At 74.8% G+C, this 20,660-nt stretch carries 21 protein-coding genes; 20 read left to right on the top strand and 1 reads right to left on the bottom strand.

The features are described from left to right. Window positions 1–55: 55 nt before the first annotated feature. From ABFY03_RS21135 to ABFY03_RS21125, 3 genes are read left to right on the top strand one after another with little or no spacing between them, the layout of a single operon-like run. On the top strand, window positions 56–976 hold the full coding sequence (locus ABFY03_RS21135; RefSeq protein ID WP_319014055.1) for a MurR/RpiR family transcriptional regulator: 921 nt from the start codon (window positions 56–58) through the stop codon (window positions 974–976). A 22-nt stretch (window positions 977–998) separates the two neighbouring features. After that, the gene (murQ, locus tag ABFY03_RS21130; protein ID WP_346170607.1) at window positions 999–1,928 is read left to right on the top strand and encodes an N-acetylmuramic acid 6-phosphate etherase; all 930 of its coding nucleotides are present in this window, start codon (window positions 999–1,001) and stop codon (window positions 1,926–1,928) included. A gap of 37 nt (window positions 1,929–1,965) precedes the next feature. Further along, the gene (locus tag ABFY03_RS21125; protein ID WP_346170606.1) at window positions 1,966–3,453 is read left to right on the top strand and encodes a PTS transporter subunit EIIC; all 1,488 of its coding nucleotides are present in this window, start codon (window positions 1,966–1,968) and stop codon (window positions 3,451–3,453) included. Window positions 3,454–3,543: 90 nt separating this feature from the next. On the opposite strand, the gene ABFY03_RS21120 is transcribed toward ABFY03_RS21125, so the two are convergent. Beyond that, window positions 3,544–4,599 (bottom strand): helix-turn-helix transcriptional regulator, encoded by a 1,056-nt coding sequence (locus ABFY03_RS21120; protein ID WP_319014058.1) that lies wholly within the window; start codon window positions 4,597–4,599, stop codon window positions 3,544–3,546. A gap of 288 nt (window positions 4,600–4,887) precedes the next feature. Between ABFY03_RS21120 and ABFY03_RS21115 the strand changes: the two genes are divergently transcribed. The 17 genes from ABFY03_RS21115 (at window position 4,888) to ABFY03_RS21035 (ending at window position 20,656) form a co-directional block, all read left to right on the top strand. Beyond that, window positions 4,888–5,172: a hypothetical protein gene (locus tag ABFY03_RS21115; RefSeq protein WP_319014059.1), complete on the top strand. Its 285-nt coding sequence runs from the start codon at window positions 4,888–4,890 to the stop codon at window positions 5,170–5,172. An 83-nt stretch (window positions 5,173–5,255) separates the two neighbouring features. Continuing rightward, window positions 5,256–6,233, top strand: coding sequence for an LLM class flavin-dependent oxidoreductase (locus tag ABFY03_RS21110; RefSeq protein WP_346170605.1), 978 nt, complete (start codon window positions 5,256–5,258; stop codon window positions 6,231–6,233). Window positions 6,234–6,343: 110 nt separating this feature from the next. Further along, window positions 6,344–7,405, top strand: a complete 1,062-nt coding sequence (gene mpaB / locus ABFY03_RS21105; protein ID WP_346170604.1) for a daptide biosynthesis RiPP recognition protein — start codon at window positions 6,344–6,346, stop codon at window positions 7,403–7,405. Continuing rightward, window positions 7,405–8,223, top strand: a complete 819-nt coding sequence (gene mpaM / locus ABFY03_RS21100) for a daptide-type RiPP biosynthesis methyltransferase (RefSeq protein WP_319014062.1) — start codon at window positions 7,405–7,407, stop codon at window positions 8,221–8,223. The genes mpaB and mpaM overlap by 1 nt, the downstream gene beginning before the upstream one ends. After that, window positions 8,220–9,488: a daptide-type RiPP biosynthesis aminotransferase gene (gene mpaD / locus ABFY03_RS21095; RefSeq protein WP_346170603.1), complete on the top strand. Its 1,269-nt coding sequence runs from the start codon at window positions 8,220–8,222 to the stop codon at window positions 9,486–9,488. The genes mpaM and mpaD overlap by 4 nt, the downstream gene beginning before the upstream one ends. Before the next feature lie 7 nt (window positions 9,489–9,495). Then, window positions 9,496–10,692, top strand: a complete 1,197-nt coding sequence (mpaC, locus tag ABFY03_RS21090; protein WP_346170602.1) for a daptide-type RiPP biosynthesis dehydogenase — start codon at window positions 9,496–9,498, stop codon at window positions 10,690–10,692. A 50-nt stretch (window positions 10,693–10,742) separates the two neighbouring features. Beyond that, window positions 10,743–10,898: a daptide-type RiPP gene (locus ABFY03_RS21085; RefSeq protein ID WP_199806719.1), complete on the top strand. Its 156-nt coding sequence runs from the start codon at window positions 10,743–10,745 to the stop codon at window positions 10,896–10,898. Between the two features lie 67 nt (window positions 10,899–10,965). Then, entirely contained in the window at window positions 10,966–11,121 is a 156-nt protein-coding gene (locus ABFY03_RS21080) for a daptide-type RiPP (RefSeq protein WP_319014065.1), read from the top strand. A gap of 48 nt (window positions 11,122–11,169) precedes the next feature. Beyond that, the gene (locus tag ABFY03_RS21075) at window positions 11,170–11,331 is read left to right on the top strand and encodes a daptide-type RiPP (RefSeq protein WP_319014066.1); all 162 of its coding nucleotides are present in this window, start codon (window positions 11,170–11,172) and stop codon (window positions 11,329–11,331) included. A 202-nt stretch (window positions 11,332–11,533) separates the two neighbouring features. Further along, complete coding sequence (gene mpaP / locus ABFY03_RS21070; RefSeq protein ID WP_346170601.1) at window positions 11,534–13,177, top strand: daptide biosynthesis intramembrane metalloprotease; 1,644 nt, start codon at window positions 11,534–11,536, stop codon at window positions 13,175–13,177. Window positions 13,178–13,193: 16 nt separating this feature from the next. Further along, on the top strand, window positions 13,194–15,713 hold the full coding sequence (gene lanKC / locus ABFY03_RS21065; protein ID WP_346170600.1) for a class III lanthionine synthetase LanKC: 2,520 nt from the start codon (window positions 13,194–13,196) through the stop codon (window positions 15,711–15,713). Further along, on the top strand, window positions 15,713–16,981 hold the full coding sequence (locus ABFY03_RS21060) for a YcaO-like family protein (protein ID WP_346170599.1): 1,269 nt from the start codon (window positions 15,713–15,715) through the stop codon (window positions 16,979–16,981). The genes lanKC and ABFY03_RS21060 overlap by 1 nt, the downstream gene beginning before the upstream one ends. 45 nt (window positions 16,982–17,026) lie before the next feature. Then, entirely contained in the window at window positions 17,027–17,911 is an 885-nt protein-coding gene (locus tag ABFY03_RS21055) for an ABC transporter ATP-binding protein (protein WP_319014070.1), read from the top strand. Further along, window positions 17,908–19,167, top strand: a complete 1,260-nt coding sequence (locus ABFY03_RS21050; RefSeq protein WP_319014071.1) for an ABC transporter permease — start codon at window positions 17,908–17,910, stop codon at window positions 19,165–19,167. Before ABFY03_RS21055 ends, ABFY03_RS21050 begins: the two co-directional genes overlap by 4 nt. Before the next feature lie 95 nt (window positions 19,168–19,262). Further along, a complete protein-coding gene (locus tag ABFY03_RS21045; protein ID WP_319014072.1) occupies window positions 19,263–19,451 on the top strand; it encodes a hypothetical protein in 189 nt (62 codons plus the stop codon). A 78-nt stretch (window positions 19,452–19,529) separates the two neighbouring features. Beyond that, on the top strand, window positions 19,530–19,910 hold the full coding sequence (locus tag ABFY03_RS21040; protein WP_346170598.1) for a hypothetical protein: 381 nt from the start codon (window positions 19,530–19,532) through the stop codon (window positions 19,908–19,910). A gap of 11 nt (window positions 19,911–19,921) precedes the next feature. Next, the gene (locus ABFY03_RS21035) at window positions 19,922–20,656 is read left to right on the top strand and encodes a transporter substrate-binding domain-containing protein (protein WP_319014074.1); all 735 of its coding nucleotides are present in this window, start codon (window positions 19,922–19,924) and stop codon (window positions 20,654–20,656) included. Window positions 20,657–20,660: the final 4 nt, after the last annotated feature.

The raw sequence follows: 20,660 nt of genomic DNA, 5'->3' as shown, positions 1-20,660 counted from the left end.
CCTCCAGGACGTACGGGCTCTTGTCCCGACCAGTCCGTGAAAGTATCTTTCAAGCGTGACCCATGACGTGAAGGAAACTTTCAGCGGCGAGGCGCCCCCGGCGCCGGCCGCGCTCGCCGCCAAGGTACGGACCCTCTCCCCTTCCATGACCCGCTCCATGCAGCGGGTCGCCGAGGCCGTCGCCGGGGACCCCGCCGGCTGCGCCGCCCTCACGGTCACCGGCCTCGCCGAACTGACCGGCACCAGCGAGGCCACCGTCGTCCGCACCGCCCGCCTCCTCGGCTACCCCGGCTACCGCGACCTGCGGCTCGCCCTCGCGGGGCTCGCCGCCCAGCAGCAGTCCGGCCGGGCGCCCTCCGTCACCGCCGACATCGCCGTCGACGACCCCGTCGCCGACGTCGTCGCCAAGCTCGCCCACGACGAGCGGCAGACCCTCGCCGACACCGCCGCCGCGCTCGACACCGTCCAGCTCGGCGCGGTCGCCGCGGCCTGCGCCACCGCCCGCCGCATCGACGTGTACGGCGTCGGCGCCTCCGGCCTCGTCGCCCAGGACCTCGTGCAGAAGCTGCTCCGGATCGGCCTCATCGCGCACGCCCACGGCGACCCGCACCTCGCCGTCACCAACGCCGTGCAGCTCCGCTCCGGCGACGTGGCCCTCGCCATCACCCACTCCGGCTCCACCGGCGACGTCATAGAACCGCTCCGGGTGGCCTTCGAGCACGGCGCCACCACGGTCGCGATCACCGGCCGCCCGGACGGCCCGGTCAGCCAGTACGCCGACCACGTGCTCACCACCTCCACCGCCCGCGAGAGCGAGCTGAGACCGGCCGCCATGTCGTCCCGCACCAGCCAACTCCTGGTCGTGGACTGCCTGTTCACCTGCGTCACCCAGCGCACGTACGAGACCGCGGCCCCCGCCCTCGCGGCCTCGTACGAAGCCCTCGCCCACCGCCACTCGCCCCGCACCACCCGCTGAACCCAGGAGAAAGCAGCCCGCCGTGCCCGACACGTACTCCGAACTCCGCGCCCAGCTGGCCACCCTCACCACCGAGGCGTACCGTCCCGAACTGGCCGAGATCGACCGGCTGTCCACCCTGGAGATCGCCCGCACCATGAACGGCGAGGACCAGAGCGTCCCCGCCGCGGTGGCCCGGCAGCTGCCCGCGATCGCCGCCGCCATCGACGCCACCGCCGAGCGGATGGCCCGCGGCGGCCGGCTGCTCTACCTGGGGGCCGGCACCGCCGGACGGCTCGGCGTGCTCGACGCCAGCGAGTGCCCGCCCACCTTCAACACCGAGCCCTCCCGGGTCGTCGGCCTGATCGCGGGCGGCCCCTCCGCCATGGTCCAGGCCGTCGAGGGCGCCGAGGACTCCAAGGAGCTCGCCGCCGCGGACCTCGACGCCGCCGGCGTCGGCCCCGACGACACCGTGGTCGGCGTCTCCGCCTCCGGCCGCACCCCGTACGCCATCGGCGCCGTCGAGCACGCCCGCGCCGCCGGGGCGCTCACCATCGGCCTGTCCTGCAACGCGGACAGCGCGCTCGCGGCCGCCGCCGAGCACGGCATCGAGGTCGTCACCGGGCCCGAACTCCTCACCGGCTCCACCCGGCTGAAGGCCGGCACCGCCCAGAAGCTGGTCCTCAACATGATCTCGACGATCACCATGATCCGGCTCGGCAAGACCTACGGGAACCTCATGGTCGACGTCCGCGCCTCCAACGAGAAGCTCCAGGCCCGCTCGCGCCGCATCGTCGCGCTCGCGACCGGCGCCCCCGACGAGCAGATCGAGGCCGCCCTCACCGCCGCCGAGGGGGAGGTGAAGAACGCCATCCTGATCCTTCTCGCCGACGTCGACGCCGCCACCGCGGCGCGGCGGCTGAAGGACTCCGGCGGGCATCTGCGTGCGGCGCTGCACGCGACCGCCCCCTGACCTCCGAGCCCCCCCTCACAGCAAGGCACCACCGCACATGAGCACAGACGACAAGAACCGCGCCGTCGCCGCCGCGATCCTCCCCCTCGTCGGCGGCGCCGGGAACATCACCTCCGTGGCCCACTGCATGACCCGCCTCCGGCTGGGTCTGCGCGACCGCTCGCTCGTCCAGGACGAGGCCCTGAAGGCCCTGCCGTCCGTGATGGGCGTGGTGGAGGACGACACGTACCAGATCGTCCTCGGCCCCGGCACGGTCGCCCGCGTGACCCCCGCGTTCGAGGCCCTGGTGGCGGAGGCGCCGCAGCTGGCCCACACGGCGGAGGAGCTGGCCGACAAGGGCGCCGCCCTCAAGGCGGCGCGGAAGGCGAAGAACTCCACCCCCTTCAAGCTCTTCCTCCGGAAGATCGCGAACATCTTCGTCCCGCTGATCCCCGCCCTCATCGGCTGCGGCATCATCGCCGGCCTCAACGGCCTGCTGGTCAACCTCGGCTGGCTGCCCGGCGTCACCCCGGCGCTGGCCGCCGTCGCGAGCGGCTTCATGGCCCTCATCGCGGTCTTCGTCGGCTACAACACGGCCCAGGAGTTCGGCGGCACGCCGATCCTCGGCGGCGCGGTCGCGGCCATCATCGTCTACGCGGGCGTCGCCAAGATCGAGGTCTTCGGCCAGGCCCTCTCCCCCGGCCAGGGCGGGGTCCTCGGCGCGCTGGGCGCGGCCGTGCTCGCCGTGTACGTGGAGAAGTGGTGCCGCCGCAGGGTGCCGGAGTCACTGGACGTGCTGGTCACCCCGACGCTCACCGTGCTCGTCTCCGGCCTCGTCACGATCTTCGGCCTGATGTTCCTCGCGGGCGAGGTCTCGCAGGCGATCGGCGACGCCGCCGACTGGCTCCTGGCGAACGCGGGCGCCGGCGCCGGCTTCCTCCTCGGCGGGCTGTTCCTGCCGCTGGTGATGCTCGGCCTCCACCAGGCCCTCATCCCGATCCACACCACGCTGATCGAACAGCAGGGCTACACGGTCCTGCTGCCGATCCTGGCGATGGCGGGCGCGGGGCAGGTCGGCGCGGCCATGGCGGTGTACCTGCGGCTGCCCCGCAACGGCTCCCTCCGCCGCACCATCAAGTCCGCCCTCCCGGCCGGCTTCCTCGGCGTCGGCGAGCCGCTGATCTACGGCGTCTCCCTGCCGCTGGGCCGCCCCTTCGTCACGGCCTGCGTCGGCGGCGCGTTCGGCGGCGGCTTCGTCGGCCTCTTCAGCATGCTGGGCGACAAGGTCGGCTCCACCGCCATCGGCCCGTCCGGCTGGGCGCTCTTCCCGCTCCTGGACGGCGACAAGGGCCTCGGCCCGACCCTCGCGATCTACGCGGGCGGTCTGCTCGTCGGCTATGCCGTGGGCTTCGTCGCCACCTACTTCTGGGGCTTCAGCCGCGCGATGATCGAGGAGTTCGACGTGGACCCGGAGGCCACCCCCGCGCCGGTGGCCGCCGCCGGCGGTCCCAGCGCCGACCCGGAACCGGAGCCCGTGAAGGTCTGAGGCCCGGACGCCGCACGACCTCCTCTTGGACGACTCCGAGGGACGGGGCCCTGCTGCCACGCACGTGCCGTGGGGGCAGGGCCCCGGGCGCTAGCCGAGCCAGCCCTTCTCGTGCGCGAGGAGGGCCGCCTCCACCCGGTTCGCCGCGCCGAGGCGGCGCATGAGCGCGGCCAGGTGCTTGCGGTAGGTGCGGACGGACATGCCCAGTTGGCGGGCGGCCGTCTCGTCCTTGTCCGCCTCCCTGAGCATCGCGAGGATGTCCCGCTCGACGTCCGACGGCAGGTCCACCTCCTCGCTCGGCAGCTCCTCCGCCGCCTCCCACATCCGCTCGAAGAGCGTGACCAGCGTCGCCACCAGCCCCGGCTCGCGGACCAGGAGGGCGCCCCGGGCGGTGTGGGCCGGGTCGATGGGGGTGAGCGCCGCCGAGCGGTCGACGATGATCACCCGCTCGATCGGCTGGTGCGAGACCCGTACCTCGGCTCCGTGCGAGACCAGTTCCCGCATGTACGTGAGGGTGGGCTCGTCCTGGAGGATCGCGGCGCCCATGATGGTGCGCAGCCGGACGCCGCGGCGCAGCAGCCGCATGTTGATCGGGTGCGAGACGGCGATGGACTCCTCGGCGAGGACCCCGGTGGGTTCGGTGGTCAGGTCCTCGGTGCGGGCGAAGAAGGTCAGCTCGTCGATGGCCTCCCGCACCGCGTCGATGCCGTGCAGCTGGGCGATCATCTGGCCCTCGCCGGCCTGGTCGTCGTGCGGCGGGGGGACGGCGGTCCAGCACTCCATGAAGAGCGACTCGATGACCGAGCGGCGGGTGGCCTCGGTCTCCAGCTCCTCGCGCAGGGTGCGCAGCCGGCTCTCCACGAGGGCGTCGACGGCGCGGGCCGGCGGGACGGCGCGGATGACGCCGTGGGCGCCGCCGGTGGCCAGTCCCAGCACCAGCAGCCGTTCCAGGACCTCCCGGCCCGCCTCCGCCGCTCCGGCCCCCGGTCTCGGGCCGTCCGCCGCTTCCGCTCCCCGTCTCTCCCCGTGCGGTGCGCCGGTCTCCTGTCTCCCCGAGGCCGCCGAGGCGGATCCGCGGCGCAGGAGGGCGCGGTACGCCTCTTCCTCTTCCTCGGTCACTCCCAGAAACGAGAGCAAGTTGCTCACGTATCCCCCCCTTTGACGATCGATCATTGCTGCCCCGTGGGAATCTTCAGCCGCCCGGACTGGTGTGTCAATGGTGGAATGCCCGGTATTCAGCGCTTTTGTCACGGGTGTTTCTGCCACGCGTGTGCAACATGAGGAACCCCGGCGTGCAGCAAGCTGCGCGCTCGAGGCCCCCTGACGGGCCCCTCGAGACGGCAGAGTCTTCCTCACAAGCGAAAGCGCGAACAGCGCGGAAGCGAAGCAGAGCCGCACAGGGCACACCCCCCGTTCAGGACCGAGGAGACCACCGTGAACAGCACCGCGAACCCCACGACGTCGTCCCGCCGCCGCGTGCGCGCCTCCGTCGTGGCCCTGATGACCGCCGGTCTTCTGGCCACCGGCGCGCAGGGCGCGGCCTTCGCCGCCGACGAGCCGGCGGCGGCGCACCGCACCGCGGCCGAGGCCCCGGCGGGCACCCCCGAGCGGCTGCCCTTCGACGGCGTCGGCGGCGACGTCCGCGAGCTGATCGGCCGGATCGGCGACCTGGTGTCGGACGTGGCCCCGCTGCCGAAGAACAACAACGACTGGAAGTAGTCCGCACCCCGGGCCGGCCACGGCCCCACCGCCCGCCGCCCCCGCCCGCCCCGCCGGACACCGACCGCAGGAGACCCGCCGCCATGACCGACTACTCCGTGCTCCTCCCCTGTGTGCCGCGCCGGCTGGAGCAGGCCCTCCCCTTCGCCGGACTGGTCCGGTGGACCGGAGCCGCCCGGCTCTGGCAGGGGCAGGCGATGGTGATGGAGCCGCACCAGACCTTCACCGGGATGGCCGGGGCCGGATTCCGGGTCCCGACGGGCTTCGGGGTCACGCTGATGCCGCTGCGCCACCCGTACGAGGCGGCGCTGCAGGCCCGGTCGGTGGCCCTGGCCACCGGGGAGCCGGTGATCGCGGGCTTCGGCCCCGGCTCGCCCGCCTTCCAGGCCAACATCCTGGGAGCGCCGTACGCCAAGCCCCTCCAGGTGGCGCGGGAGTACGTGACGGCGGTGCGGGGGCTGCTCGACGGCGAGACCGTGGAGGCGACGGGCCCGCACTACACCTTCCGGGGGCAGCTCGCCCCCGCCGCGGCGCCCCGGGTCGACGTGGGCCTGGGGGTGCTGCGGCCGGGCATGGCGCGGCTCGCCGGCGAGGTCGCGGACGTCGTGATCACCTGGCTGACCCCGCCGTCGTACCTGCGGGACGTGCTCCTGCCGGCGGTGGCCGAGGGGGCGGCCCGCGCGGGCCGGACCTCGCTGCCGCGGGTGGTGGCGATGGTGCCGACGGGGCTGGAGGCGGACGGGCGCGAGGGGGCCTCCCCGGAGCGGCTGGCCGTGGCCGGCAACGCCGCCCACATGCAGGCGCCGCACTATCTGGACATGCTCGGCCGGGCAGGGGTGGACGTGAGCTCGGGACAGCTCGCGGACGTGGCGCGCGGGGTGGTGGAGACCGGCGCGTTCGTCGGCGGCGACCTCGCGCAGGTCGTGAAGGGGCTGCGGGCGTACGAGGAGGCGGGGGTCGACGAGATCGTCCTCAACACCACCGCCGTGCACAAGCTCTTCGGCTCCCGCGACTCGCTCTCGGACCTCTCCTCGATCCTCCAGGCCGTCACGGCTCCCTGACCCGCCCCGACGGCCCGCCCTCCCCCCTCCCCTCCTCTTCCTCCTCCTGAACCAGTGCCTCCCGGCGCCCCGCGGCAGCCGGGACACGGACCGACGAAGGACTTCCTGGCATGGACACGACAATGCTCTCGGACGCGGACACCGCCCGCCGCAGGCTCAAGCGGCACCTCATCTCCTGGGCCACCGGCACGCCGCTCGACCCGCCGGCCCCGGCACCCGCCACCGGCACCCACACCCTGGTCCTCGCCGACGCCGCCCACCTCGACGCCGCCCGCGCCGCCGGACTCGCCGGCCCCGACACCCTCGTCCTCGTCCCCGGACTCCCGGGCGAGGTCCCGGACGGCACCGCCGCCTACGACGGCAGCCTCACCGAGCCCGGCGGCGAGTTCTCCAACGGCCAGGACTTCTTCCTCCAGACCCACTCCTACGCCGCCAGCCCCTTCATGACGGTCTTCGGGCCCACCGTGGTCCGCGTCTTCGACGAGGACGACCACGCGGCCTTCCTCGCCGACGCCGACCGCGCCCTGGCCGACGGCGCCTTCCCCGAGTTCCTCGTCACCTCCTCCGTCCTCCTCGCCGACCCCGACGCCCTCGGCGGCGGCCAGGACCCCGCCGACGGACCCGCCCTGCGGCTCTACGCCGACCCCGACGGCCGGGTCTCCCTCTCCCCCACCGGAGCGGTGCTCGGCACGGTCCACGACAGCCTCGACACCCTCACCGCCCGCCACGCGGACCTCACCCACGGCGCCGCCGGCACCGGCCGGGTGCTGCCGCCCGGCACCCTCGCGCCGGCCCGCGCCGACCGCCCCCACCTGCCCCGCTACCTGGCCGCCGTCACCGCCCTGCGCAGCCTCATGGCCCGCGGCGTCACCGGCCTGAGCGTCTCCGGCTTCGGCTCCCGGCTCACCCCCGGCCTCGCCGCGACCGGCGCCGCCGCCGACCTCGCCGACCCCGGCCTGCCGATCGTCCTGCACCGCGACCACGAGGCGTACGCCGTCGCCGGCCACCGCCTCTTCGCCCTCGACGTCCGCGCCGCACGGGCCCTGGAATGCCTCCTCGCCACCGGGGGCGACGCCGCCGGGCTCGTACCCGCCGAGGACCTCGCCCGGACCGTCGCGCTCCTCGACCGGCACGGCATCGCCCTGCCCCTGCCCCTCCCGGCGGCCGCGTGATGACCACCGCACCCGCCCCCGCCGACACCACGCCCACCCTCGCCGCCCGCCGCGTCGCCGCACTCGGCGCACGGGCCCGCCACTGCGGCCTCTACGACCGCCTCGGCGCCCCCCTCTACCAGGACCTCGCCACCTACGACGACCCCGAGACCCGGGCCCTGCTCTCCGGAGTCCGCAGCGCGCCCGGCCCCGTCCTCGACCTGGCCGCCGGAGCCGGCCGGTTCACCCTCCCGCTGCTCGCCGGCGGACGCGAGGTCACCGCCCTCGACCTCTCCGCCGACATGCTCGACCTGCTCCGCGCCGAACTCGACAGGGCACCCGCCTCGATGCGCTCCCGCTGCACCGTCGTCCAGGGCGACATGTCCGCCTTCGCGCTCGGCCGCCGCTTCCCGCACATCCTGCTCGGCACCACCTCGCTCTCCCTGCTCGACGCCGAAGGCCGCGCCGGCCTCTACCGCTCCGTCCTCGACCACCTCGCGGACGGCGGCCGGTTCCGGCTCACCGCCCTGGAGCGCGGCGACGACGACGGCCCCGACGAGACGGCCGTCCGCGTCACCGGCGCCGGCGGCACCGCCTACGAGCTGTACGAGCACTGGCCGGCCGGCGCCACCAGCCGCTCCGTCACCCTGCTCCCCGCCGACCCGCCCGCCGACGACAGCCCCGTCACCGTCTGCACCGACCGGGTGGCCGTGATCGGCCTGGACGTCCTGGAGGCCGAACTGGCCGCCGCCGGACTGACCGTCCTGACCCGCGAGCTCCTCACCCCGCCCGGCGAGCGTCACCGCGTGACGCTCCTGACCACGGAAGCCACCCGATGACCGCGCTCTGGCCCTACCTCATACCGCCCTCCAGCCACGGCGACGACCGGCTCTGCGCGACCCGCGCCGAAGGCCACCGCGTCACCTTCGCGGACGGCAGCACCGTCCTGGACGCCGACAGCGGCCTGTGGAACGCCAACCTCGGCTACGGCAACGAGCGCATCGCCGAAGCCCTCGCGGAAGCCGCCCGGAACGCCTCCTACCTCGGCTCCTTCCGCTTCGAGAACACCTACGCCCGGCGCGCCGCCGAGGACCTCGTCCGCGTCTGCGGCCCCGACCACTACGGCAAGGTGCTCTTCTCCACCGGCGGCGGCGTCGCCAACGACGCCGTCATGAAGCTCGCCCGGCTCTACCACGCCCTCCAGGGCGCCCCCGGCCGCAACCTGGTCGTCGCCCTCCGCGGCAGCTTCCACGGCCTCACCTTCGGCGGCTTCGCCCTCACCGGCGAGGACCTCGGCCAGCGGGTGTACGGCGTCGACCAGCGGCTCATCCGCCACGTCGACCCCAACGACACCGCCGAACTGGAACGGCTCATGGCCGCCCTCGGCCAGCAGGTCGCCGCCGTCGTCGTGGAACCCGTCGTCGGCACCGGCACGGTCCCCCTCGACGAGGAGTACGTCGCCGCCCTCGGCCGGCTCCGCGACGAACACGGCTTCCTCCTCGTCGCCGACGAGGTCGCCACCGGCTTCGGCCGCACCGGAAGCTACTTCGCCTCCGAGAGCTGGCCCGGCCGCCCCGACGTCCTCGTCACCTCCAAGGGCCTCACCAACGGCGCCTGCCCCGCCTCCGCCCTCGTCGTCGCCCACCGCGTGACGCGGGTCCTCGAAGAGCACGACACCACCTTCGCCCACGCCGAGACCCAGGGCGCCACCGCCCTCGCCTGCGCAGCGATCAGCGCCACCATCGCCGAGATGGAACGGCTCGACGCCGTCGCCGCCGGCCGGAACGTCGCCGCCTGGCTCCAGCAGGGCCTCACCGACCTCGTCGACCGCCACCCGCTGGCCACGGGCGCCACCGGCACCGGCTGCTTCCGCACCCTGCGCCTCGCCCACCCCGACGGCACCCCGCTCACCGGCGCCGACGTCGCCGCACTCGTCACCCGCATCCGCGAGGCGGGCGCCATCGTCCACCCCGGCCCCTCCGGCGTCCAGCTCGTGCCCGCCCTCACGTACTCCCGCGACGAGGTCGCCGAGCTCATGACCTGCGTCGAAGCGGGACTCGACAGCCTGCTGCCGGCCGCCGCCGGCGCCGCCCCGAGGAGCTGACCCCGCCATGGCCCCCGCCCCCGTCCTCGACAGCTACGACCAGCTCCCCGGACTCCTGCGCGAGCTGCGCCCCACCGGAGCGACCCTCCTCGCCGACCCCGCGGTGAACGGCCTGCCCGTCACCCGCCAGGTCCTCGACGGGATCGCCCGTGCCGGGATCACGCCCACCCGGGCGGTCACCCCGGCCGACGGCGGCCTCCCCGCCGTCGAGGCGCTCGCCGCCCGGCTCGCCCCCGGCGAACTGATCATCGGCGTCGGCGGGGGATCCACCCTCGACCTGGCCAAACTCGCCGCCGCGGTGAGCAGCCGGCCCGACCTCCTGCCCTACCTCACCGCCGGACAGCGCAGCGGCCTCATCGCCCTGCCGCACGGCTGGGGAGACCACGCCCACGTCCTCGCCGTCCCGACCACCCTCGGCACCGGCACCGAGGCCGGCCCCGTCGCCTGCTTCCCGTACGACGGCGGCAAGCGCCTGGTGATGGGCGCATGCCTCCGGCCCCGCGCGATCCTCCGGACCGCCGAGGCCACCGAGACCCTGCCCGGGCCGCTCCTCATGGACGGCGCCCTCGAAGCCCTCTTCCGGGCCGTCATGCCCTACAGCAGCGACACCCTCGACCTGCCCGAACAGGACGCCGCCGTCGAGGAGCTGGCCGCGGAGCTGCTCGCCGCCGGCGACGAACTCGCCCGGCACGTCACCATCGGCCTGCCCGCCCCCGCGAGCGCCCGGCTCCGGGTCGCCGCGCTCAGCGCCGAGAGCCAGCTCGGGCACATCAACACCGGCCGCAGCCCGTACGCCGTGAAGACCTGGGCCGTCGCCAACGAACTCTCCACCGCCCTCGGCCTCGCCAAGATGCGCGCCATCGCCGCCGTCTGGCCGGTCGTGTGGCAGCGGGCCCTCGACGGGGACCTCCGCTACGGCAGCGCCGCCCGCGTCCACCGCCTGTGGACCCGGCTCCGCCACCGGCACCCCTGGCTCGCCCCCGACCCCGTGGACGGCCTGCACCGCCTGATGCACCGCTGGCAGATCGACCGCACCGTCCGCCTCACACCCGACCTGCGCCGCACCGTCGCCCTGCGCAGCATCCGGGCCTGGGGCGCCGGACTGCCCACCCTCACCGGGTTGAGCGCCGACGACGTCGCCGCGCTCCTCGCCGAGGCCACCCGGCCCCACCCAGAGCTCCTCCCGGCAGGCGTCAGCGCCTGACCCGGAGGTGAAACAGCACCACTCACGCACCACCCACCCAAGGAGAAGACATGAACGACAAGCAGATCGCCCTCGACACCAACGCCGCCGAGCTCGTCGAGCTGGAGATGCAGGAGCTCGAGGCCATGCACGCCCCGGGCTGGGCCACCAACGTCGGCGTCTCCGTCGGCATCTCGATCGTCTCCGTCGCCTGGAGCCTCACCTGATCGAGCCGGCCGCCGGCCGCCCGCTCCACCCCCACCCACAGCCGAACCCACCTCAGGAGAAACAGAGATGAACGAGAACCAGGACATCACCACCGCCGCCGCCCCCGAGCTCGTCGAGCTGGAGATGCAGGAGCTGGAGGCCCTGGAGGCCCCGGGCTGGGGCACCTGGAGCGTCGCCTTCTCGACCGGCGTCTCGGTCGGCGTCTCCATCACCCTCACCTGATCCCCCCCGTACCCCCTCACCGATCAACTCACCCAAGGAGAGACAGACATGAGCGACAAGCAGATCACCCTCGACACCGCCGCCGCCCCCGAGGTCGTCGAGCTGGAGATGCAGGAGCTGGAGACCCTGGAGTCCCCCGGCTTCTGGACCGGTGTCTCCGTCGGCGTCGGCATCTCCGCCTCGGTCGCCACCTCGATCACCCTCACCTGAGCGTCGAGGAACCGAGCACGACACCGGCGAGCGCACTGACGCGGTGGGAGACGGCGTGACCGACTCCCCGCCGCACCTCGGAACCCCACTCGGGTGACGACCGAGGATCTGCGGTGGTCCGGCCGGCCCCCGGTCCGGCCGGACCACCGCAAGGGTGTCGCACGCTCCTCCCCCTGCCCGCCGCCTCGACAAGGAACATCCCGTGAGCGCTGTCACGAGTCCCCCCGCCCCCACTCTCCCGGCCCACGCGAAGCGCCCTCGCCTCGCCCCGAGCGCCGAGGTCCACTCGCCCGCCGACGGGCAGGGCGAATGGGTCCTCCAGCACGGCGCCCGCTACGTCCGCATCACCCCGCACATCGCCCAGCTCGTCCGGGAGTTCGACGGCGAGCGCGACCACGAGGCCCTCGCGGCCCGGCTCGGCGGCGTCTGGAACGCCGAGAACGTGGGCAGCGCCGTCACCCGCCTGGACACCCTGCGCCTCCTCGACGACGGCGAGACGCCCGCCCCGCCCGTCGCCCCCCGCTTCCAGCTCGTCCCCCCGATGACCCTCCAGCTCACGCTGCTGCGCCCGGGGAAGACCATGCAGGCCATGCGGCCGTTCTTCGCCCGCCTCTTCTCCCGCGGGGCGACGGCCGTCGCCGCCCTCGGCATCCTGCTCGGCATGGGCGCCATGGCCGCCCAGTGGGACGCCGTCGTCACCACCCTGAACAGCCCGCTCTCCGCCGCCGCCTTCACCGGCGTCCTGATCGCCCTGCTGATCGGCGTCTCGATCCACGAACTCGGCCACGCGGCCGTCCTCATCCGCTACGGCGGACGTCCGTCCCGCATCGGCGTCATGCTCTTCTACCTGATGCCGGCGTTCTTCTGCGACGTCTCCGACGCCTGGCGGCTCCCGGACCGCAGGCAGCGCGTCCACACCGCGCTCGCCGGCCCCGCCGTCCAGACCTCGCTCGCCGCCGTCTCCGCCTTCGCCGCCTGGCCGCTGGCCGACGGCACCGCCAAGACCTGCCTGCTCTTCTTCGCCGTCTCCAGCTACGCCACCGCCCTGCTGAACCTGACGCCCTTCATCAAGCTCGACGGCTACATCGCCCTGATGAGCCACGTGGACGTGCCCTTCCTCCGCGACCGCTCGATGACCGACGCCCGCCGGTGGCTCGCCCGGACCCTCTTCGGCGGCACGTACGAGCGGGAACTGCCCACCCGCTGGACGACCGTCTACGGCCTCGCCTGCCTCGCCTTCCCGCTGTACTTCCTCACCACCGCCCTCCAGACCTGGCTCGGCACCCTCCAGCGCGTCGGCTGGGTCGGCCTCCTCTTCGCCGCCACCGGCCTCTCCTACGCCCTGTGGATCCTGATCCGCGGCGCCCTCCGGCTCTCCGCCGAGGTCAGGGCGGCCGGCGTCCGCCGCGGCCGCGTCCTCGCCGTCTGCGCCCTGCTCGCCGCGGCCGCCGCCGGCACCCTGTTCCTGCCGGTCCAGCAGACCGTCTCCGCCGCGTACGTCACCGACACCGGCGGCGCCACCCGCCTGGTCCTCCCCGAGGGCGACGCGGCGGAGCTCGTACGGCCCGGGCAGCGGGTGACGCTGACGACCAACGGCCTGATCCTCAACGACGCCGTCGGCACCGCCCGGATCGGGTCGGCGCCCGCCGCCGCCACCCAGGTGCCGGTCTCGACCTACTTCCCGGTGGACCTCGGCGGCGCCGTGGGCATGGACTCGACCGCCTTCCCCCTCGACCTCGACCGGGCGCCGGCCCCGGCCGCCGGAACGGCCGAGGTGGAAGTGGGCCGGGTGCCGCTGTGGACCTCGCTCCACCGCACCTACGTCCTGCCCTTCCTGCCCTTCTGATCCCCCTGGAGACACCGTGCTCGACACCCGGTTCATCAACTTCTGCCGCGCGGACACGCTCTTCTACGACGCGCCCGCCACCGAGTCCACCGGCCAGGACTTCCGCGAGGGCCGCCCGCTCCCCGAGGGGTGGACCGCCACCCGCGGCCAGGAATGGACGGTCTGCGTCCCACCGGACTCCCGGACACCCGACCAGGGCTGGAAGATCCACGTCGCGGCCTCCCCCGGCAACGCCGCCGAACTCCTCGACGCGGTCGTCCCCTACTGCGTCGAGCACCGGCTGATGTTCAAGTACATCTCCGACCCCGAGACCCTCGGCCGGCGCGGCAGCAAGTACGGCGACCGCAGCGCCAGCGGCAAGTTCATCACCCTCTACCCGGTCGACGAGACCGAGCTGGAGCGGGCGCTGAACGACCTGGAGGAGCTGGTCGGCGGCACCCCCGCCCCCTCCATCCTCAGCGACCTGCGCTGGCGCGAGGGCCCCCTTCACGTCCGCTACGGCGGCTTCGTCCTCAAGACCACCCGCCTCAAGGACGGCACCCTCGCCCCCGCCATCACCACCCCCGACGGGGAACTCGTCCCCGACGAGCGGCGGCCCGGCTTCCACCCGCCGTCCTGGGTCGAGATCCCGCCCTTCCTCCAGGCCGCCCTCGCCGAACGGCGCGCCCGCACCCTCGCCGACTTCCCCTTCCGCGTCCACAAGGCCCTCCACTTCTCCAACGGCGGCGGCGTCTACCGGGCCGTCGACAAGCGCGACGGCACCGAGGTCCTCCTCAAGGAGGCCCGCCCGCTGGCCGGCCTCGACGCGGCCGGCGACGACGCCGTCACCCGCCTCGAACGCGAGCACTGGGCGCTCTCCCGCCTCGCGGGACTCCCCTCCGTCCCCGCCCTCCGCGACGTCCGCCGCGGCAACGAACACCACTTCCTCGCCCGCGACTACGTGGAGGGCACCCCGCTCACCGAGCTGGTCCGCACCCGCCACCCCTACGGTTCCACCGACAACTCCGCCCGGGCCCGCGCCGAGTACACCGCCTGGGCGCTCCACATCCTCGACCAGGTCGCCGCCGGCATCGACGCCATGCACGAGCGGGGCGTCGTCTTCGGCGACCTGCACCCCGGCAACATCCTCGTCGGCGAGGACGACACCGTCGCCTTCATCGACCTGGAGACCGCCACCCCCACCGAGGAGGAGCGGCCGCAGGCCATGGGCTCCCTCGGCTTCCGCGCCCCCGACCACCTGCGTGGCAAGGCCGTCGACCTGTTCGCCCTCGACGTGCTGCGGCTCACCCTCTTCGTGCCGATGCCGCACGTCGTGCCGTGGGGCACCGAGAAGATCCGCACCCTCCTCGACGCGGCCGTCCGCGACTTCCCGCTCCCCGCCGCCTTCGTGGAGCAGATCCGGCGCGGCCTCGGCGACGACGTCCTCGGCGCCCGCACCGACTACGGCGTGACGTGGCCGGCCGGCGCCCGCGACACCGTCCTCACCTCGGCGATCGCCGCGTCCATCCTCGACGCGGCCACCCCCGAGCGGGACGACCGGCTCTACCCCGGCGACGTCATGCAGTTCGTCCTCGCCGACGGCGGCGTCACCTTCGCCTACGGGGCCGCCGGCGTGCTCTGGGCGCTGCACCGGGCCGGCACCGAGGTGCCCGCCGCGCACGTCGACTGGCTGCTGCGCAAGGCCGGGACGGCGACCGGCGAGGGCCCCGGGCTCTTCACCGGCCTCTCCGGCATCGCGTACGTGCTGGGCGAACTCGGTCACCCCGACACCGCGGACACGGTGCTCGACCGCGCCTTCGCCCTTGCCCAGTCCGACCCCAACGTCGGCTCGACCGTCGCCAACGGCCTCTCCGGCCTCGGCCTCGCCGCCCTGCACCGGGCGGGCGCCGGCGGCGGCGACCGCTACCTCCGGAAGGCGGTGGAGCTCGCCGACCGGCTCCCCGACACCCCCGCCCCGAACCGCATCGGGCTGCTCAACGGCCGCTGCGGCCACGCCCTGTTCCTGATCCGGCTGTACGAGGCCACCGGCGACGCCCGCCTCCTGGACCGGGCCGTGGAGGAACTCCGCGGCGACCTGGACCTCCTCGAGGACCCGCGCTTCGACGAACGCTTCCTCACCTCCGGCCTCGACGGCTCGGCCGGCATCGCGATCGCGCTGCGCGCCGCCCTGCCGCACCGGCCCGGCGACGAGCGGCTGCGGGCCGCCGCGGACCGGCTGCTCGCGGTGCGCCGCGGCGGCTTCTCCACCCCGTGCGGGCTGCTGCACGGCCGGGCCGGCGAGATCCTGGCGCTCGGCGAGGGCACCCGCCCCAGCGAGCGGCACGTCCTCGACGCCCACCTCGACGCGCTCGGCTGGGAGGCCATCGCCTCGGAGCCCGGCCGGGTCGACTTCCTCGGCCAGTACGGCTACCGGCTCTCCACCGACCTCGGCACCGGCTCGGCCGGCGTCCTGCTCGCCCTGACCGCCCTGCGCGACGGCCGCCCCGCGCTGCCGTTCCTCTCCCCGGCGGCGCCCGCGCCCCTGGCGGTGGCGTGATGATCGACGTCCCGGCCACCCTCGCCCCCGCCACCGGCGTCGCCCTGCGCTACGCGGTGACCCCGCCACACGCGGGCGAGCCGCTGTGGAGCAGCGCCGTCGAACTCCCGCCGGTCGGCCTCGACTTCGTACGCGAAGAGGCGGACGTGCCGCTCTCGGCGCGGTTCGCCGGCGCCAGCGGCCCGTCCCGCACCGACGCCCTGCTGCGCGGGGCCGGCGAGGCCGTCGAGCGCCGGGCCCTGCACCCCTCGGCCGCGCTCCCCGCCCGCCGGGGCACCGCCGCCGAGCTGGGCGCGCTCACCCTGGACGCGTACCACCCGGGCCACGCCCTGGCCCACCCGGACGCGGCGACCGCCGTCCTGGACTGGCACGAGGCCCGCGCCCTGGACACGGACCGCCCCGTCCTCGTCCCCGCGGACCTGGTCAACTGGCCGGCCAGGAACGACGTCCTCTTCGACCCGAGCCCGTCCGGGGCGGCGGCCGGCGCCGGTCACGACGCGGCGCTCGGCGCGGCCCTGGTCGAGGTCGCCGAGCGCGACGCCCTCACCGTCGCCTGGGGCCGGCAGCTGCGGCTGCCGACCTACACCCCGGCCCCGGAGGACACCCGGCTGCGGGCGGTCTGGCAGCAGGCCGAAGCGGAGGGGCTGCGGCCCGTCCTCGCCCGGATCCCGGTCGCCGCGACCGGCCTGTGGTGCATGACGGCCCTGCTGATCGAGGCCGACGCGCCCGGGGCCGCCGTACCGCTCGCCGCCGTCGGCATGAAGGCGTCGACCCGCCCGGCGGAGGCCGCCGTCAAGGCCTTCCAGGAGGCCCGCCAGGTGCGCACCGCGCTGCGGGCACTCCGCGCGCAGGGCGGGACCGGGCCGCGCGGCCCGCTCGTCGTCACCGAGCACGACCGGCTCTGCCACATGCTGACCCGGCCCGCGTACGACGCGGTGCGCGCCTGGGCGGACGGCTTCCTGGAGCCCGTCCCGCTGCCCGGCCCGTCCACCGTCTCGCCGCTGCCGGTAAGGGAGTTGACGGAGTCCATGAACGCCGACGGCGCCGCCCTGCTCGTCGTCGACCTCACGCCCCGGCTCCCGGCCCCGGTCGCCGACATGGGCTGGAAGGTCGTGAAGGTGCTGGCCCCCGGGTACCAGAATCTCCGCATGGACGAGACGCACCGGTGGAGCTGGCACCTCCCCCGGCTGGCCTCGGCACCGGAGCGCACCGGCTGCCCCGCCCGGCTCGACGACCCCCGTGACGCCGCCCCGCACCCCCTCCCCTGACCGCCCCGACCGCCCGCCCCGCCCTGGAACCGAAGGAAGACTGAGATGCTGGAACTGGAAGAACTCGTACGCGACTTCGGGGGTCACCGCGCCGTCGACCGGGTGTCCTTCCGGGTCGCGGAAGGCCGCATGACGGGCTTCGTCGGCGGGAACGGGGCGGGCAAGACCACGACCATGCGCATGATCATGGGCGTGCTCGCCTCGAACGGCGGCACCGTCCGCTGGCAGGGCTCCCCGGCCACCGCCGAGGACCGCCGCGACTTCGGCTACATGCCGGAGGAGCGCGGCCTGTACCCGAAGCAGACCGTCCACAGCCAGCTGGTCTACCTGGCCCGGCTGCGCGGCCAGGGCACCGCCGAGGCCCGCCGCGAGACCCTGGACCTCCTGGAGCGCCTCGGCCTCGCCGAGAAGGCCCAGGCCCGCCTGGAGTCGCTCTCGCTCGGCAACCAGCAGCGGGTGCAGATCGCGGCGGCGCTGCTCGGCAGCCCCCGGCTGCTCGTCCTGGACGAGCCGTTCTCCGGCCTCGACCCGCACGCCGTCGACACGATGGCGGAGCTCCTACGGGAGTACGCGGCGGCCGGCGTCCCGGTCCTCTTCTCCTCGCACCAGCTCGACCTGGTGGAGCGGCTCTGCGACGACCTGGTCGTCATGGCGAAGGGCCGGGTCGTCGGCAAGGGCACCGCCGACGAGCTGCGCCACCGCGACCGCCCCCGCTACCGGCTGGTCACCGGCGCCCCCGCCGGCTGGACCCGCGCCCTGCCCGGCGTCACCGCCGTCGAGGAGCTCCCCGACGGCGCCCGGGTCGAGCTGGCCGCCGACGCGGATCCCGGCCGGCTCCTCACCGAGGCCCTCGCCCGGGGCCCCGTGCACGCCTTCACCCCCCTCGTCCCCAGCATCGCCGACATCTACCGGGAGATGACCGCCGCATGAGCACCGTGACCCAGTCCCCCGCACCGCGGACCGAGCCGGCGGCCACCCCCGTACGCCCCGAGCCCGCGCCGCGCGCCGCGTCCTCCTCCCGTACCGCTCCCTGGCGGATCGTCACCGCCCGCGAGATCCAGGTGAAGCTGACCAACCGCGGCTTCCTCCTCTCCACCCTCGTCACGCTCGCCCTGATCGTCGGCGCCATCGGCCTCCAGCTCTACCTGGCCGACGCGATGGGGAAGATCACCGTCGCCGTGGCCGAGCAGCCGGCCGGCAAGCTGGCCGGCCAGGCCGAGGCGCTGGCCGTCGGCGCCGGCCAGGACGTGGAGATCACCGTCCGCCAGGAGGCGTCCGCCGAGCAGGTCCGGGCGACCGTCCGGGCCGGCGAGGCCGAGGCCGGCCTGGTCCGGGAGGACGGCCGCTGGGTCCTCCTCGGCGACACCGGGCAGAACGACATCGCCGCCACCTGGATCGGCGCGGCCGTCCAGCAGACCGCGCTCGCCGAGAACGCCGCGGCCGCCGGCACCAGCCTGGAGGCCCTGAGCAAGGACACCGGCCTGGAGCGGGTCCTGCTGTCGCCGGACAAGACGCCCGAGGGCCCGGTCCGGATGACCACCTACTTCTTCGGCTTCCTCTTCTACCTGGCGGCCGTGCTGCTCGGCGCCGCCCTCGCCACCAGCGTCGTCGAGGAGAAGCAGAACCGGATCGTCGAACTGATCGCCAGCTCCGTGCCGGTCCGCTCGCTGCTGATCGGCAAGATCGTCGGCTCGACCGTCCTCGCGCTCGCCCAGATGACCCTCTTCAGCCTGGTCGGCGTCGCGGGCCTGCTCTTCACCGGCGAGAAGGAGCTGCTGGCCGACATCGGCTCCGGCCTCGGCTGGTTCCTCGTCTTCTACGTCGTCGGGATCGCCGTCCTCGCCTGCCTGTTCGCCGCGGCCGGCGCGCTCGCCACCCGTACCGAGGACATCCAGTCCACCACGACCCCGGTCAACGCGATCACGGCGCTCGTCTTCATCGTCGGCGTCACCGTCTCCGGCTCCACCCGGGAGATCCTCTCCTTCGTCCCGCTGACCTCGACGGTCACCATGCCGGCCCGGGTCCTCGCAGGCGAGGCCGCCTGGTGGGAGCCGGTCGTGGCGCTCGGCCTCTCCCTGGCGGCGGCCGCTGCCATCGTCACGGTGAGCGCGCGGGTCTACCGCCGGGCGCTCCTCCAGACCGACCGCAAGCTCTCCTTCGGCCAGGCGCTGAAGCTCACGGACTGACCTCCCGGCCGGTCCCCACGAACCCGGCTCCGGCCGCCCCCACGGCGGCCGGAGCCCGTCACCCCCCTCACCGGACCCGAAGGAAAGGAACCCCCATGTCCTCCTCCACCGCCACCTCCCACCGCACCCTCCTCGCCGCCCTGCTCGCCGTCCTGGCGATCGCCGAGGTCGTCCTCGTCACCGGCGACGCCTCCGACGGCCTCCGCTACGGCGGCGGCGCGGCCCTCGCGGTGGCCATCCTGGCCGTCGTGTACCGCCTCTCCAAGGGCTCGTCCGCCCGCTGACGCGTCCCCCCGCCCCGCTCCCCGGACCGGCCGCCGCCCGCACGGCCGGTCCGGGGCACCCACGTCCCGGAGCCGACCATGCCCCCGTTAGCGCCCCCGCAGCAGCCGCCCCGGCCGACCCGGTCCGACCAGACGGCCCCGCTGCCCCAGCCGCCCCAGGTGGCCCATCTGCCCCAGGTGGCCCTCGTGGGCCCGCCCGGAGCACCGCCCGCGCTCGCCGCGATCCGCTTCATCGCCCTCCTCCCGCCCGGCTGGCGGGCCACCCTCACCGACTGCGACGAGACGGCGGCCCTGCTGCGCCTGTCGGCCCCCGCCGCGACGCCCCCGGCCGAGGCGACGGCCGCCCTCGCCGCCCTCCTCACCGACCCGGCCCTCACCGGCTGGCGGCTGACCCTCCCCGACGCCCCGGCCCCCGGCCGCACCGCGACAACGCCCGCCGACCCGCCCGACGGTGCCTAGACTCCGCAGTCATGACGACCAAGCACCACGACCGCCACGACATCGCCGCGATCGCCGCCGACCTCGCCCCCACCGGGGTCCTGCGGGCCTCCATCAACCTCGGCAACCCGGTGCTCGCCCAGGGCAGCCCGGAGGCCCCCGCCGGCATCACGGTCGACCTCGCCCGGGAGATCGGCCGGCGGCTCGGGCTCCCCGTGGAGACGCTCTGCTTCGACGCGGCGCGCAAGTCGTTCGAGGCGATGGCGGACGGCCGTGCCGACCTGTGCTTCCTCGCCGTGGACCCGGCCCGGGAGAAGGAGGTCGCGTTCACCGCCCCGTACGTCGTCATCGAGGGCGTCTACGCCGTCCCCCGGGACTCGCCGCTCACCACCGTCGAGGAGATCGACACCCCCGGGGTCCGCGTCGGCGTCAAGCAGGGCTCGGCGTACGACCTCCACCTCACCCGCACCCTCACCCACGCCACCGTCGTCCGGGGCGCGGAGGGCGTCGACACCTTCCGCACCCTGGACCTGGAGGCCGGCGCAGGCATCCGCCAGCCGATGGCCGCCTATGTCGCCGCCCACCCCGAAGTGCGCCTGATCGACGGCCGGTTCATGGAGATCCGGCAGGCCGTGGGCACCACGGCGGACAGGGCGCCGGAGACGGTCGCGTACCTCCGCTCGCTCGTCGAGGAGCTGAAGAGGAACGGCTTCGTCACCGACGCCCTGCGCCGCTCGGGCCAGGACCCGGCCCTGGTCGCGCCCTGACCGC

The sequence above is a fragment of the Streptomyces roseofulvus genome (assembly GCF_039534915.1).
Lineage (GTDB): Bacteria > Actinomycetota > Actinomycetes > Streptomycetales > Streptomycetaceae > Streptomyces > Streptomyces roseofulvus.
Note: the sequence above shows the minus strand (reverse complement) of the source record. Positions and strands in the feature narration are given on the sequence as shown.

Coding starts and splice junctions, on each gene's coding strand:
- ABFY03_RS21125 (WP_346170606.1), top strand. CDS start 1,966: ATGAGCACAGACGACAAGAACCGCGCCGTCGCCGCCGCGATCCTCCCC.
- ABFY03_RS21110 (WP_346170605.1), top strand. CDS start 5,256: ATGACCGACTACTCCGTGCTCCTCCCCTGTGTGCCGCGCCGGCTGGAG.
- mpaB (WP_346170604.1), top strand. CDS start 6,344: ATGGACACGACAATGCTCTCGGACGCGGACACCGCCCGCCGCAGGCTC.
- mpaM (WP_319014062.1), top strand. CDS start 7,405: ATGACCACCGCACCCGCCCCCGCCGACACCACGCCCACCCTCGCCGCC.
- mpaD (WP_346170603.1), top strand. CDS start 8,220: ATGACCGCGCTCTGGCCCTACCTCATACCGCCCTCCAGCCACGGCGAC.
- mpaC (WP_346170602.1), top strand. CDS start 9,496: ATGGCCCCCGCCCCCGTCCTCGACAGCTACGACCAGCTCCCCGGACTC.
- ABFY03_RS21085 (WP_199806719.1), top strand. CDS start 10,743: ATGAACGACAAGCAGATCGCCCTCGACACCAACGCCGCCGAGCTCGTC.
- ABFY03_RS21080 (WP_319014065.1), top strand. CDS start 10,966: ATGAACGAGAACCAGGACATCACCACCGCCGCCGCCCCCGAGCTCGTC.
- ABFY03_RS21075 (WP_319014066.1), top strand. CDS start 11,170: ATGAGCGACAAGCAGATCACCCTCGACACCGCCGCCGCCCCCGAGGTC.
- ABFY03_RS21060 (WP_346170599.1), top strand. CDS start 15,713: ATGATCGACGTCCCGGCCACCCTCGCCCCCGCCACCGGCGTCGCCCTG.
- ABFY03_RS21055 (WP_319014070.1), top strand. CDS start 17,027: ATGCTGGAACTGGAAGAACTCGTACGCGACTTCGGGGGTCACCGCGCC.
- ABFY03_RS21050 (WP_319014071.1), top strand. CDS start 17,908: ATGAGCACCGTGACCCAGTCCCCCGCACCGCGGACCGAGCCGGCGGCC.
- ABFY03_RS21045 (WP_319014072.1), top strand. CDS start 19,263: ATGTCCTCCTCCACCGCCACCTCCCACCGCACCCTCCTCGCCGCCCTG.
- ABFY03_RS21040 (WP_346170598.1), top strand. CDS start 19,530: ATGCCCCCGTTAGCGCCCCCGCAGCAGCCGCCCCGGCCGACCCGGTCC.
- ABFY03_RS21035 (WP_319014074.1), top strand. CDS start 19,922: ATGACGACCAAGCACCACGACCGCCACGACATCGCCGCGATCGCCGCC.